Genomic DNA, 11,954 nt, shown 5'->3' with positions numbered 1-11,954 from the left:
GATCGGAGGAAACAAGCCCTCCCCTAACCCCTCCCGCAAGCGGGAGGGGAAGCTATTTGCTCCACCCCGCCTTGGGCGCCTTCTCCAGCCGCGCCTCGGGGATGATCTCGCGCATCCGCGCGCAGAAATGCTTGAGGCACACTTCCTTGTCGCTGAGCGGCCCCATGCTGAAGCTTTTCGACTGCATGCCCTGCTGGACGCGGGTGATGAGCGCGGTGTCCTCGGCATTGACCTGGCGGTTGATGCGCCAGTTGAGGTAGCGCGCGGCCTTCATCTCGCGACGTTCATCGGGGAGGACGTAGCTGATCTCGCGGATCAGGCAGCTCGTCGGGCCGGTCGGCAGCCATTGCATGAAATCGACCTGGTCGGGATAGATGTCGAAGGCGACATTGGGCCAGAGCTTGAAATAGAGCCAGTGGCGCTGCTTGTCCTCGGGAAGGTGCGGGACCGGCGGCAGCAGGCGCTGGTACAGGCGTTCCGACCAGTTCGCCGACGGCCGGTCGGCGAGGTCGCCCCACATGCGGTCGACGCGGTCCTCGGCCTCGACGCCGTAGCTCTTGCCGAACAGCCGCGTCAGGCCGGGGTGGGCGACGGGAATGTGGAGGCCGTCCGAATAATTGTCGCCGACATTTTTCCAGTTGACGTCGCGCGGGCGGAGCGTGACGCGGCCGAGCGCGCCGAGTTCCTCGAAACGATAGGGGTCGATCATCGCCTCATAGGGCGCCATCATCGACGCGACCGAAGGTCCGCCGTCATCGGCGAGCCGGACGAACCAGAAGCCGCGCCACCGCTCGGCCTCGACCGGCGCCAGCCCCGCGCGCCCCTTGTCGAGCGTCGGATAGCTCGCCGAATCGGGGACGCCGGAGAGACGGCCGTCGAGTTCGTAGGTCCAGGCGTGATAGGGGCAGACGAGCTTTTTCGCGCAGCCCGCCGCGCCGTCGACGAGGCGCGAGCCGCGATGGCGGCAGACGTTGGCGAAGGCGCGCACGACGCGGTCGGCGCCGCGCACGAGGATCACGTTTTCGCCGGCATAGTCGATGCTGTGCCAGTCACCGGGGTTCGGGATGTCGCTGTCGTGGCAGACGACCTGCCAGCTCGGGCGGAAGATGCGCTCCATCTCGACCGCGTGGAAATCGGGGTCGCTGTAGGTCCACGCGGGAAGCGACCAGCCGTCCAAAGAATCAGCGGGGAGAGGGTCGATGGTGTCGAAAGTGTCGCGCAACGTTGCCATGAATCGATCCTTGTTATACATATGTATAACAATATGCGAGCCGCCCGCCAAGCCTTTACGCGCGAAAGCGCCGATGCCCGCCGCGCCGCGCTGGTCGAGGCGGCGGCGGCGTGCCTGGCCGACCATGGCCTCGCGGGGACGAATGTGCGGGCGATCTGCGCCAAAGCGGGGGTGTCGCCGGGGCTGCTGCGCCATTATTTCAGCGGGATCAACGACTTGATCGCCGCGACCTATCGGGCGACGAGCGACCGGATGGAGGCGATCTTCGCCGCCGCGGTCGAGGATGCCGGCAGCGATCCGCGCGCGCGTCTGGCCGCTTACCTGACTGCGAGCTTCCGCCCGCCGGTGACCGATCCCGAACTGCTCGGCGCATGGACCGCCTTCTGGGCGCTGGCGCGCAGCGACGCGCGGATGAGCCGGATTCACGCGGAAAGTTACGCGGGCTACCGCGAACGGCTTTGCGAACTGCTGGCCGCGTGCGGCGCGGCCGACGCCGGGCGGCTGGCGATTCTGCTGACCGCGATGGTCGACGGGCTGTGGCTCGAACTGTCGCTCGACCCGGCGAGTTTCGGCGCCGAGGCGGCGGCCGAGATGGTCGAGCGCGCGGTGGCGGCGCTCGTTTAGGCGACCCAGTCCCGTTCGCCCCCCGTCTTCGCGGGGGCGGGTTCTGAGCTTGTCGAAGGGCCGTTCTTCCTTTCCACGACGCTGGAAAAGAACGGTGCTTCGACAAGCTCAGCATAAACGGAGTTTGATTGGTCGGCCCCTTATTTCGACAGATCGCGCAGCAAACTGTCCCAATGCGCGAGCGCGGGGGCGATCGCGGCGACCGGCGCGCGTTCGTTGAGGCCGTGCGCGAAGCTGTCGCTCGCCTTGGAGAACAGCCCCGCGACGCCATAGCTGGGCACGCCGACGGCGCGGAAGTAGAGGCTGTCGGTCGCGCCCGCGCTCATCGACGGGATGATCGGCAGGCCGGGCGCGCGGGCATGGACCGCTTTCGTCACCGCCGCCACCACGTCGGGGCGCAGCGGCGAGGCGTCGCTGGCGGTCGCGTCGGGATCGCTCTTCACCGCAACCGCGGGGTCGGCGATCACTTTCTCGAGCTCTGCGCGCACCGCCTCGATACCCACGCCGGGGAAGATGCGGCAGTTGATGTTGGCGGTGGCGCGCTGCGGCAGCGCATTTTCGGCATGGCCGCCCTTGACCAAAGTCGGGACGCAGGTGGTGCCGATCTGGCCGACATATTCGGGGTCGGCGCGAATCGCCGCGATCGCCCGGGCATCGGCCGGGTCGGCGGCGAAGGCCTTGAGCGCCGCGCCGATCTCGCCGCCGACCTGATCGGCGACGATCGGCATGCCGACTTTGGTCAGTTCGTTCTGCTGCGGCTGGAAGCGATAGGCGCCGACCTTGGCGAGCGCATTCGCGAGCTGGACGATCGCATTGGTGTCCGACGGGCGCGAGCTGTGGCCGCCGGGGTTGGTCACTTCGAGGGTGAAGTCGGCATAGGTCTTTTCGCCCGCCTGCAGGGCGTAATATTTGGGCTTGCCGTCCTCGCCGATCAGCCCGCCGCCGCCGTCGCCGTTCAAGGCGAATTCGGCGCCCTTATATTGGGCGGCGAGCGCCTGCGTCGTCAGCATCGCGGTTTCCTCGTCGCCCGAGAGCAGGAGGATGATCGAGCGCTTCGGCTGGAAACCGTCCTTCCTGAGCTGGGCCATCGTCGCGACCATCATCGCGACGTCGAACTTGTTGTCCTCCGACCCGCGGCCGAAGATATAGCCATTCTCCTCGACCGGCACGAAGGGATCGCGCGTCCAGTCCTTCGCGTCGGCCTCGACCACATCCATATGACCGAGGAGCAGGATCGGCTTTGCGTCGCTGCTGCCTTTCAGCGTCGCGGCGAAGGTCGCCGTCTCGCCCATCGGCGTGATCTCGATATCGGCATCGGTGAAGCCCGCCGCCTTGAGCACCCCGGCATAATAGGCCGCCAGTTCGGGCACCTTGCCGCGCCCCTCGACGGTCGGGATCGCGACGCTGTCGATCAGGATCTTCTTCGCCACCGCCGGATCGGCGGGCCTGGCGTGGGCGGGCGCCGCGGCGAGCAGCGCGGCGGCGAGGGCGAGCGGGGCGGTGACGGTGCGCATGGGACGCGAGTTAAGCGGCATCTTCGATCGGCGGCAAGCGGCAATTGGGCCACTTTACGGCGGTTTTCGACCGTTATGCGATGATCGGCGCATTACAAGGTTGTCATTCCCGCGAAGGCGGGAATCCAGAGCGTGTGTCGGCTGACCCCACATTGGATTCCCGCCTTCGCGGGAATGACGAAGCGGGGGCATGGCCGCTTCCCACCCCGAAGCCGTCACCTGTCGAAACGCCGGGCCGTCATGCCGCCTTCTTCGCCTTCGGCGCCGGGGTCTTGGGCTTGTAGCGGCAGAGGTCGGCGACCGGGCAGCGCCAGCATTCGGGGGTGCGCGCCTTGCAGATGTAGCGGCCGTGGAGGATCAGCCAGTGGTGCGCGCCGATGCGGAACGGGCCGGGCACCTTCTTTTCGAGCTGCTTCTCGACCGCGAGGACCGTCTTGCCCGGCGCGAGGCCGGTGCGGTTGCCGACGCGGAAGATATGGGTGTCGACCGCGAAGGTCTCCGCCCCGAAGGCCGAGTTCATCACGACATTCGCGGTCTTGCGCCCGACGCCGGGCAGTTCGACGAGCGCGTCACGGTCGGCGGGGACCTGTCCGCCATGATCGCGGACCAGAATTTCAGAGAGGGCGATGACATTCCTTGCCTTCACATTGAACAGCCCGATCGTCCTGATGTGGTTCTTGAGCCCCGCCTCGCCGAGGTCGACCATCTGCTGCGGCGTCTTCACCGCTTCGAAGAGTTTGCGCGTTGCCTTGTTGACCCCGACGTCGGTCGCCTGCGCCGAGAGCACCACCGCGACGAGCAACTGGTAGGTGTTGCCATATTCGAGCTCGGTCTGCGGGTCGGGGTCGAGCTCGGCGAGGCGGCGGAAGAATTCGAAGATGTCAGCGCGGGACATGCCCCGGCTGCTGCCCTGCTGTGTCGTCACGATGCGCCGCCTTCCATTCCATCGCCGCGAGAACCCGTTTTTCCACCGAGGGGTGGTTGTAGAAGACGAGCTCCTGCCACGGATACGGACGCGGATAGCGGTATTCGGCGGTCTTGAGCAAGGCGCTGGCCAGCGCGTCGGGCAGGTTCGTCGTGCGCAGCGCATAGGCGTCGGCCTGCGCCTCGCCGATGCGCGTCAGGCTGTTCACCGCGGGAACGGTCAGCAGGCTGAGGCACGAGACGAGCGCCATGAACACCGGCAGGCCCACCGGATCGCCAAGCTGCGCGCCGCTGCCGAGCAGCCGCGCCGCGGGCGCGAACAGCCGGTCGAGCAGCGCGAGAACGAAGAAGGCGAGCAGCGGCAGCACGAGGATATGCCGCCAGACATGGCCGAGGACATAATGGCCCGCCTCGTGCGCGGTCACCACCTTCACCTCGTCCAGCGACGCCCTGTCGAGCGCGACGTCCGATATGGCGATGCGCGCGGCGGGACCGATCCCCGAGACATTGGCGGTGAAGATGTCCGACTGGCGCGAGCCGTCGAACATGTAGATATGGTCGTGCGGAATGCCGCTGCGGTCCGCGATCTCCTCGAGCGCGACGCGCACCGGGCCCGGCGGCACCGGCTTGTAGTCGTTGAACAGGGGCTCGATCAGCACCGGGGCGAGCAGCAGCATCGCCGCGGTAACGAGCGCGGTGAAGCCGCCGGTCCAGATCCACCAGCGCCGCCCGGTGCGGCGGATCAGCGCATAGATGCCGAGGATGAAGAGCGCGCCGAACAGTCCCGACACGACGCTGGAAAGCGCCGCCTGGCTGAGGAAATCGCCGAGCGGCTGGCTCGACAGGTCGAAGGCGCGCGAGATATGCCAGTCGGCGAACAACGTCCATGGCAGGCGCAGTACATCCGACACGACGAAGAAAAGAAAGCCAATGGCCAAGGTCGAGAACGCCCAGCGCCACCCCTGGAGCCGGGCGGCGATGCGGTCGAGGAGGCGCAGGCGGACCATCAGCCAGGCGATGAAGACCGACACCGCGACGCCGGCGATCATCAGCATCTCCTCGGTCGCGGTATAGGAAGCCGATTTGGCGAGCGCCGCCGCGCCGAGGCCATCGACGAGGCGCGCCGCTTCGGCGGCGGGAGACAGGGCTTGGGGCATGGCGGTTCCTTCTGTATTATTTGACTAATACAGTTAGGGGGTGCGATGCAAGCGGTTTCGGATGGCTACAGCCCCAGCACCTGCGGCATGGTGTAGCGCCCCCGCTTCTGGTGGATCAGCCACAATGCCGCCTTTACCGCGCCCCGCGCGAAGATCATGCGGTTCTCGGCCCGGTGCGCGAGCGTTATCATCTCCTCCGGCCCCGCGAAGATCACGTCATGGTCGCCCGCGACGGTGCCGCCGCGCAGGCTCGCGAAGCCGATCTTGCCATGGCCGCGCGCGCCGGTGACGCCATCACGGCCGCGCTCGGAGCATCGGGCGAGGTCGATGCCGCGCCCCTCGGCGGCCGCCTCGCCGAGCAGCAGCGCGGTGCCGCTCGGCGCGTCGACCTTGTTCCGGTGGTGCATTTCGAGAATTTCGATATCCCATTCAGGGTCAAGCCGCGACGCCGCCTCGCGCACCAGATGCGCGAGCAGGGTGACCCCGAGCGAGGTGTTGCCGGTCTGGAGCACCGCGATGGTCTTTGCGGCATCGTCGATCAGATAGTGGTGACGTTCCTCGAGCCCGGTGGTGCCGATGACGATCGGCCTCTTTGCCGCAACGCACGCGTCGAGGGTCGCCTCGAGCGCCCCCGGCGACGAGAAATCGACGAGGACGTCGGCCGCCGCCGCGAGCTTCGCGACATTGCCGCCCTTGTCGACGCCGCAGCTCCGCTGCCCCGCCTCCGAGATCGCGGCGGCGAGCGCGACGCCCATCCGGCCCTCGCTGCCGATGATGCCGATGCTGGTCATAATCCGTTCTCTATGCCGTTCGCCCTGAGCTTGTCGAAGGGCCGCCCTTGTTCCATCACCGCCATAGGAGGAAGAACGGTCCTTCGACAAGCTCAGGACAAACGGAGTTTAGGCTTTGCGCGACATTCGGAATATCGTCGTCCTGACCGGCGCGGGCGTGTCGGCCGAAAGCGGCATCGACACGTTTCGCGACGCCGGCGGATTGTGGGAGCAGCATCGCGTCGAGGATGTCGCAACGCCCGAGGCCTTTGCGCGCGACCCCGATCTGGTCCATCGCTTCTATGACGCCCGCCGCGCGGCGATCCAGACCAAGGCGCCGAATGCGGCGCACGCCGCGCTCGCGCGGCTCGATGCGGCGTGGCCGGGCGAGCTGCTGATCGTCACCCAGAATGTCGACGACCTGCACGAGCGCGCGGGCGCGGCGCGGCTGATCCACATGCACGGCGAGCACCTCAATGCCTGGTGTTCCGCCTGCGACCAGCGCAGCCCGTGGACCGGCCCGCTGATCGACCGGCCCGCCTGCCCCGCGTGCGGCCTGCCCGGCACTCTGCGCCCCGACATCGTCTGGTTCGGCGAGATGCCGTACCGGATGGACGAGATCTATCATGCGCTCGCCCGCGCCGACCTGTTCGTGTCGATCGGCACCTCGGGCGCGGTCTATCCCGCCGCGGGTTTCGTACGCGAGGCGCGCGCGGGCGGGGCGCGGACGCTGGAGCTGAACCTCGAGCCGAGCGAGGGCGGTTACTGGTTCGACGAGGCGCGGCACGGGCCGGCGACCGCGCTGGTGCCGCAGTGGGTCGACCGGATGCTGGGGGTTTGAAGGGCGCCAGAGAAACCTCTCACACAAAGACACGGGAGCCCTTCCACTCCGTTCGCCCTGAGCCTGTCGAAGGGCCGTCCTTCTTACGACGTCTGAAAGAAAGGACGGCCCTTCGACAGGCTCAGGGCGAACGGAAGAAAAAACCTCTTTGTGTCTTTGCGTGAGATTGCCTCAGCGCCGCGCCGCGAAGAAATCGCGGAGCAGCGCCGCCGCCTCGCCCGCGCCGATGCCGTCGTAGATTTCGGGGCGGTGGTGGACCGTCGGCTGTGCGAAGACGCGCGGACCGTGGACGACCGCACCGCCCTTCGGATCGTCGGCGCCGTAATAGAGGCGCGCGATGCGGGCGTGGGCGATCGCGCCCGCGCACATCGCGCAGGGCTCCAGCGTCACATAGAGGTCGCAGCCGTCGAGGCGCTCGTTGCCGAGCTTCGCGGCGGCAGCGCGAATCGCGACGATTTCGGCGTGCGCGGTCGGATCGTGCGATTCGCGCGGGCGGTTGTGGCCTTCGGCGACGAGCTGCCCGTCCTTGACCACGACCGCGCCGACCGGCACCTCGCCCCATTCCGCAGCGATTCGCGCGAGATCGAGCGCGCGGCGCATCGGGTCGGGAAGCGGGAAATTGGCCATGTGTCTGTTTCCGATGCGCGGAAAGGCGCGGCACCGGCCCGCTCCCCCACCCGACCTCCCATAGGCTATTATCGTCGGGAGGTCGGGTGGGGGAGCGGGCCGGTGCCGCTTCCACGCCAGTCGAGAATGGCTCTAATCCCTTGACGAATCTCCGGCAAGCCGATAAGCGCGCGCCTTTCCCGGCCCACCCGGTTTCTACGGCGCCTCTGGCGTCAACCGGCACGCCGCCCAGATTTGTGAGGACTGAAGACATGTCGCGCATTTGCGAACTGACCGGCAAGGGCCGCCAGGTTGGCCACAATGTGAGCCACGCGAACAACAAGACCAAGCGCACCTTTCTGCCCAACCTGCAGAATGTGACGCTGCTTTCGGACGCGCTCGGCAAGGGCGTGAAGCTGCGCGTGTCGACGCACGGCCTGCGTTCGGTCGAGCATAATGGCGGCCTCGACAACTGGCTGATGAAGGCCGGCGACGAGCAGCTTTCGGCCAACGCCCGCAAGGTGAAGAAGGAAGTCGCGAAGAAGCTGGCCGAAAAGGCGGCGTAATCGCCCTTCGAATCGCTGAAGCCATCAGGCCGCCGGTTTACCGCGCGGCCTTTTTGCTGTCCGGCCGGCGCGGCGGGAGGCCGACGAGTTCGAACTGCAGCAGCAGGCTGCGCTGCCAATTGTTGTAATTGTCGTCCGAGACGAGCCAGAGCCAGGTGCGGCCGTCGGCGACGGCGATCGCCGCGCCCTCGAAATTGTCGGCGAGCGCCTTGGGCACGCGCCCGATCTGCGTCGAGCGGACGACGCCGTCCGCGCGGATATCGGCGGGGTCGAGCAGCGCGACGATCGTGGTGAAAAAAGGCGCGATGCCTAGCTTGCGGTGGATCAGCAGGACGCGGCCGTCGGGCAGGATCGCGGCGTCGCTGAGTTCGCCCTTGTCCTGGCGGTCGTAGAAGAAGCGCAGCGGCGGCCGGTCGTCGGCGACCGGGTCGCCGGGATAGAGCAGCGCCTCGCCCCCGCGCGGATCGTGATCGGCGGACTCCGAAAAGACCAGGGTGCGTCCGTCGGCGAGCCGGGTCAGCGCTTCGGGTCCGCTGTTGATCGGCCAGGCGGGTCGGTGCGGCAGGGCGCGCCGGCCTTCGTAGCGGCTGAAATCGGGACCGAGCCGCCAGATCTGGTTGATGCCTTCGAGCCCGATCCACATCGTGCCGCTGTTCTTGTCGACGAACAGCGATTCGGCATCGGTGCTCGACTTGCCTTGCGGATGCCCCCTGGGCCGCGGCAGCGGCGCGACATGCACATCGTCCAGACGATCCGACGCGCCCAGCGTGAAGCTCGCCGACCAGCCGCTGTCGCTGACCAGTTCGAACCGGTCCGGCGCCGGCATCGCGAGCCCCGAGAAGCCGCCGAAGCGGCTGTTGGGGCTGGTCAGGTGCCAGCCGCGGACGAATCGCATCGTGCCCGCGGTCTGCGGCGCCACCGCCAGCCGATGGGCGCTCGCCTGCTGGCTGAGGTCGGGAACGGGAAAGCGCAGCGCGGCGCCGGGAAGCGGCCCGAGGGCGAGAAAGACCAGCGCGGCGGGGAGGAGGCGTCGCATCGGCGCGGGGGTAGGGGGTTCGGCCGCGAAAGGAAAGGCGCGGCGCCATCTGCTGCAAGATGAACCCAGGGCAACCGGAGCTGAACGGGGACCGACAGCGGCGTTCAGCACCGGCTCAAGCCGAATCGCCTAGAAGCATGTCATCGACCCAACGCCCACGGGCCGAACGACGAACGAAAGACGGAGATAGACAATGAAGAAGATGATCACGCTCTCCCTCGCCGCCCTGATGTCGACCGCGACGCTGGGCTTGGCGACCCCCGCCGCCGCGCAGCAAGGCTATTACGACCGCGACGGCTATTCGAGCTATTATGCCGGCTACGGCCGCGACAACCGTCGCTACGATCGCCGCTACGATCGCTATGACCGCCGCGATTACCGCAACGACCGCCGCTACGACCGACGGAACGACCGCCGCTATTACCGCAACCAGTGCGACAGCGGCACCGGCGGCACGATCATCGGCGCGATCGCCGGCGGCCTTGCCGGCCACGAGATCGCCGGTCGCGGCGACCGCACCGTCGGCACGATCATCGGCGGCGCCGTCGGCGCCATCGCCGGCCGCGCCATCGACAAGGGGAATGACGGCTGCCGCTAAGGGCTGACCCGACCCCCAAGAAACAGGCTTTCCTCCTTTCGCCCCCGCCCCGCCTTCGCGCGCGGCGGGGGGTTTTTGCGCGGTCCCGATGCAGCGCTTGCCATCGCCCCCGCCGCCGCCTAATCTTGGCCCCAAGTGCACGTCCGCGACCATGCGGGCGCGTGAGCAGACAGGTCAAATAGCCATGCGGCAAATGGCAGCGCCATCAGGGCGACCGCCGCAGCCCAGGGCAGCGGTGGCGACGGACGGAAACAAGGGCGGATACCCACCCCGCCCCACCCCTTTCACGCGAGCGAAGAGCTATGGTGCGATCGATCTCGGCACCAACAACTGCCGGTTGCTGATCGCGCGGCCGCAGGACGGCGAGCTGGTCGTCATCGACGCCTTTTCGCGCATCGTCCGGCTGGGCGAGGGGTTGCACGGCAGCGGCCGGATCAGCGACGCGGCGATAGACCGCGCGGTCGCGGCGCTGTCGGTGTGCGCCGACAAGCTGGTGCGCCGCCACGTCACCCTGTCGCGCGCGGTCGCCACCGAGGCGTGCCGGCGCGCCGTCAATTGCGACGAGCTGGTCTGGCGCGTGCGGCACGAGACCGGCATCGCGCTCGACGTGATCTCGGCCGCCGAGGAGGCGCGACTCGCGGTGCTCGGCTGCCACAATCTGATGGAGCCCGGCGACGGCCCGGCGCTGATCTTCGACATCGGCGGCGGCTCGACCGAACTGATGCAGGTCGAGGCCGACGGCCATGACGTCACGATCCACGACTGGATCAGCGTGCCCTGGGGAGTCGTGTCGCTGACCGAACATGCGGTGCCGACCGCCGACAGCCTGCCGGCGCGGCAGGCGAGCTATGCGCAGATGCGCGAGGTGACCCGCACCGCCTTTGCCGAATTCGCCTCGCGCGCGGCCCGTTTCGCGAACCAGCCGCTACGCCTGCTCGGCACCAGCGGCACGGTGACGACGCTGGCCAGCGTCTTCCTCGACCTGCCGCGCTATGACCGGCGCGCGGTCGACGGGCTGGTCGTGCCGACCGATTCGATGCGCGAGATCAGCCGGCGGCTGGCCGAGGCGAGCATCGCCGACCGGGCCGAGATTTCGTGCATCGGACGCGAGCGGGCCGACCTGGTCGTCGCGGGCTGCGCGATCCTGGAGAGCATCATCGACCTGTGGCCCGCGGCGCGCGTCGGCGTCGCCGACCGCGGCATCCGCGAGGGCATATTGCGCACGCTGGCCCGGCAGGGCGGCGACGTACCGGTGACGCGCCGGATATATCGGCGATGAGCGGGCGCAAGGGCGGCGGCGCCAAGGGATCGGGGGGCGGCCGCGGCGGGCTGCACGAGCGGGTGAAGACGGCGCGGCGGCGCACCGCATCGTCGACGCGCTGGCTGCAACGACAGCTCAACGACCCCTATGTCCGGCGCGCGCAGGCCGAGGGTTATCGGTCGCGCGCCGCCTACAAGCTGATCGAACTCGACGAGAAATTCGGCTTTCTGAAAAAGGCGCGCGCGGTGGTCGATCTGGGGATCACGCCGGGCGGCTGGTCGCAGGTGGTGCGGAAGGCGAACCCCCGCGCGCGCGTCGCCGGCATCGACCTGCTCGTCTGCGAGCCGATCGAGGGGGTCGCGATCCTCGAGATGGATTTCATGGACGATGCGGCACCCGACGCGCTGATCGACGCACTCGGCAGCGCCCCCGACCTCGTCATCTCGGACATGGCGGCGAACACCGTCGGCCATCCGCAGACCGACCATCTGCGCACCATCGCGCTCGCCGAAACCGCCGCCGATTTCGCGGTGCAGACGCTGCTGCCGGGCGGCGCCTTCGTCGCCAAGGTGTTCGCGGGCGGCGCCGACCGCGAGCTGTTGACCCTGCTCAAGCGGCATTTCGCGACCGTCAGGCACGCCAAGCCGCCCGCGAGCCGCAAGGGGTCGCCCGAGCTGTATGTGATCGCGCAGGGGTTCAAGGGGCGGGAGGCGTGACGACGGCCAGAGGTTCGCGCGAAGGCCCGACATGCAAATACATAGCCGGTTCTGAACGAAATGCTGCTATCTCCAGTTTCGTCATGCTGAACTTGTTTCAGCATCCATGG

General features: G+C 68.1%; 13 protein-coding genes. 6 read left to right on the top strand and 7 right to left on the bottom strand.

Features of this window, described 5'->3' with window-relative positions; all coding sequences use genetic code 11:
* Nucleotides 1-52: 52 nt before the first annotated feature.
* Nucleotides 53-1,231 (bottom strand): aromatic ring-hydroxylating oxygenase subunit alpha, encoded by a 1,179-nt coding sequence (locus tag FHR21_RS04145; RefSeq protein ID WP_184095659.1) that lies wholly within the window; start codon nt 1,229-1,231, stop codon nt 53-55.
* A 33-nt stretch (nt 1,232-1,264) separates the two neighbouring features.
* Here FHR21_RS04145 and FHR21_RS04140 point away from each other — a divergent pair, with 33 nt between their 5' ends.
* The gene (locus tag FHR21_RS04140; protein WP_246427056.1) at nt 1,265-1,855 is read left to right on the top strand and encodes a TetR family transcriptional regulator C-terminal domain-containing protein; all 591 of its coding nucleotides are present in this window, start codon (nt 1,265-1,267) and stop codon (nt 1,853-1,855) included.
* A 140-nt stretch (nt 1,856-1,995) separates the two neighbouring features.
* Here the strand turns inward: FHR21_RS04140 and FHR21_RS04135 are convergent, their stop codons facing one another.
* From FHR21_RS04135 to dapB, 4 genes are all read right to left on the bottom strand, one after another.
* Nucleotides 1,996-3,369, bottom strand: a complete 1,374-nt coding sequence (locus tag FHR21_RS04135) for a M20/M25/M40 family metallo-hydrolase (RefSeq protein ID WP_184095655.1) — start codon at nt 3,367-3,369, stop codon at nt 1,996-1,998.
* A 238-nt stretch (nt 3,370-3,607) separates the two neighbouring features.
* A complete protein-coding gene (nth, locus tag FHR21_RS04130) occupies nt 3,608-4,264 on the bottom strand; it encodes an endonuclease III (RefSeq protein ID WP_184095653.1) in 657 nt (218 codons plus the stop codon).
* Nucleotides 4,251-5,450, bottom strand: a complete 1,200-nt coding sequence (locus FHR21_RS04125; RefSeq protein WP_184095651.1) for a M48 family metalloprotease — start codon at nt 5,448-5,450, stop codon at nt 4,251-4,253. Before FHR21_RS04125 ends, nth begins: the two co-directional genes overlap by 14 nt.
* 65 nt (nt 5,451-5,515) lie before the next feature.
* Nucleotides 5,516-6,241 (bottom strand): 4-hydroxy-tetrahydrodipicolinate reductase, encoded by a 726-nt coding sequence (gene dapB, locus FHR21_RS04120; protein ID WP_184095649.1) that lies wholly within the window; start codon nt 6,239-6,241, stop codon nt 5,516-5,518.
* A gap of 115 nt (nt 6,242-6,356) precedes the next feature.
* Between dapB and cobB the strand changes: the two genes are divergently transcribed.
* Complete coding sequence (cobB, locus tag FHR21_RS04115) at nt 6,357-7,061, top strand: Sir2 family NAD+-dependent deacetylase (RefSeq protein WP_184095647.1); 705 nt, start codon at nt 6,357-6,359, stop codon at nt 7,059-7,061.
* A 171-nt stretch (nt 7,062-7,232) separates the two neighbouring features.
* On the opposite strand, the gene tadA is transcribed toward cobB, so the two are convergent.
* Nucleotides 7,233-7,688, bottom strand: a complete 456-nt coding sequence (gene tadA, locus FHR21_RS04110) for a tRNA adenosine(34) deaminase TadA (RefSeq protein ID WP_184095645.1) — start codon at nt 7,686-7,688, stop codon at nt 7,233-7,235.
* A gap of 251 nt (nt 7,689-7,939) precedes the next feature.
* Between tadA and rpmB the strand changes: the two genes are divergently transcribed.
* Entirely contained in the window at nt 7,940-8,233 is a 294-nt protein-coding gene (gene rpmB, locus FHR21_RS04105; protein WP_184095643.1) for a 50S ribosomal protein L28, read from the top strand.
* Between the two features lie 37 nt (nt 8,234-8,270).
* On the opposite strand, the gene FHR21_RS04100 is transcribed toward rpmB, so the two are convergent.
* Nucleotides 8,271-9,269 (bottom strand): esterase-like activity of phytase family protein, encoded by a 999-nt coding sequence (locus tag FHR21_RS04100; RefSeq protein ID WP_184095641.1) that lies wholly within the window; start codon nt 9,267-9,269, stop codon nt 8,271-8,273.
* A 193-nt stretch (nt 9,270-9,462) separates the two neighbouring features.
* Here FHR21_RS04100 and FHR21_RS04095 point away from each other — a divergent pair, with 193 nt between their 5' ends.
* The 3 genes from FHR21_RS04095 (at nt 9,463) to FHR21_RS04085 (ending at nt 11,844) form a co-directional block, all read left to right on the top strand.
* Nucleotides 9,463-9,867: a glycine zipper 2TM domain-containing protein gene (locus FHR21_RS04095; RefSeq protein WP_184095639.1), complete on the top strand. Its 405-nt coding sequence runs from the start codon at nt 9,463-9,465 to the stop codon at nt 9,865-9,867.
* 184 nt (nt 9,868-10,051) lie between these two features.
* Nucleotides 10,052-11,146 carry a Ppx/GppA phosphatase family protein gene (locus FHR21_RS04090; RefSeq protein WP_184095637.1) on the top strand — a complete coding sequence of 365 codons (1,095 nt, stop codon included), beginning with the start codon at nt 10,052-10,054 and terminating at the stop codon, nt 11,144-11,146.
* Nucleotides 11,143-11,844, top strand: a complete 702-nt coding sequence (locus FHR21_RS04085) for an RlmE family RNA methyltransferase (protein WP_184095635.1) — start codon at nt 11,143-11,145, stop codon at nt 11,842-11,844. The genes FHR21_RS04090 and FHR21_RS04085 overlap by 4 nt, the downstream gene beginning before the upstream one ends.
* The last annotated feature ends 110 nt before the right edge of the window (nt 11,845-11,954 follow it).

Source organism: Sphingopyxis panaciterrulae (assembly GCF_014199295.1).
GTDB classification, from domain to species: domain Bacteria; phylum Pseudomonadota; class Alphaproteobacteria; order Sphingomonadales; family Sphingomonadaceae; genus Sphingopyxis; species Sphingopyxis panaciterrulae.
Note: the sequence above shows the minus strand (reverse complement) of the source record. Positions and strands in the feature narration are given on the sequence as shown.

Coding starts and splice junctions, on each gene's coding strand:
- FHR21_RS04145 (WP_184095659.1), bottom strand. CDS start 1,231: ATGGCAACGTTGCGCGACACTTTCGACACCATCGACCCTCTCCCCGCT.
- FHR21_RS04140 (WP_246427056.1), top strand. CDS start 1,265: ATGCGAGCCGCCCGCCAAGCCTTTACGCGCGAAAGCGCCGATGCCCGC.
- FHR21_RS04135 (WP_184095655.1), bottom strand. CDS start 3,369: ATGCGCACCGTCACCGCCCCGCTCGCCCTCGCCGCCGCGCTGCTCGCC.
- nth (WP_184095653.1), bottom strand. CDS start 4,264: ATGTCCCGCGCTGACATCTTCGAATTCTTCCGCCGCCTCGCCGAGCTC.
- FHR21_RS04125 (WP_184095651.1), bottom strand. CDS start 5,450: ATGCCCCAAGCCCTGTCTCCCGCCGCCGAAGCGGCGCGCCTCGTCGAT.
- dapB (WP_184095649.1), bottom strand. CDS start 6,241: ATGACCAGCATCGGCATCATCGGCAGCGAGGGCCGGATGGGCGTCGCG.
- tadA (WP_184095645.1), bottom strand. CDS start 7,688: ATGGCCAATTTCCCGCTTCCCGACCCGATGCGCCGCGCGCTCGATCTC.
- rpmB (WP_184095643.1), top strand. CDS start 7,940: ATGTCGCGCATTTGCGAACTGACCGGCAAGGGCCGCCAGGTTGGCCAC.
- FHR21_RS04100 (WP_184095641.1), bottom strand. CDS start 9,269: ATGCGACGCCTCCTCCCCGCCGCGCTGGTCTTTCTCGCCCTCGGGCCG.
- FHR21_RS04095 (WP_184095639.1), top strand. CDS start 9,463: ATGAAGAAGATGATCACGCTCTCCCTCGCCGCCCTGATGTCGACCGCG.
- FHR21_RS04090 (WP_184095637.1), top strand. CDS start 10,052: ATGCGGCAAATGGCAGCGCCATCAGGGCGACCGCCGCAGCCCAGGGCA.
- FHR21_RS04085 (WP_184095635.1), top strand. CDS start 11,143: ATGAGCGGGCGCAAGGGCGGCGGCGCCAAGGGATCGGGGGGCGGCCGC.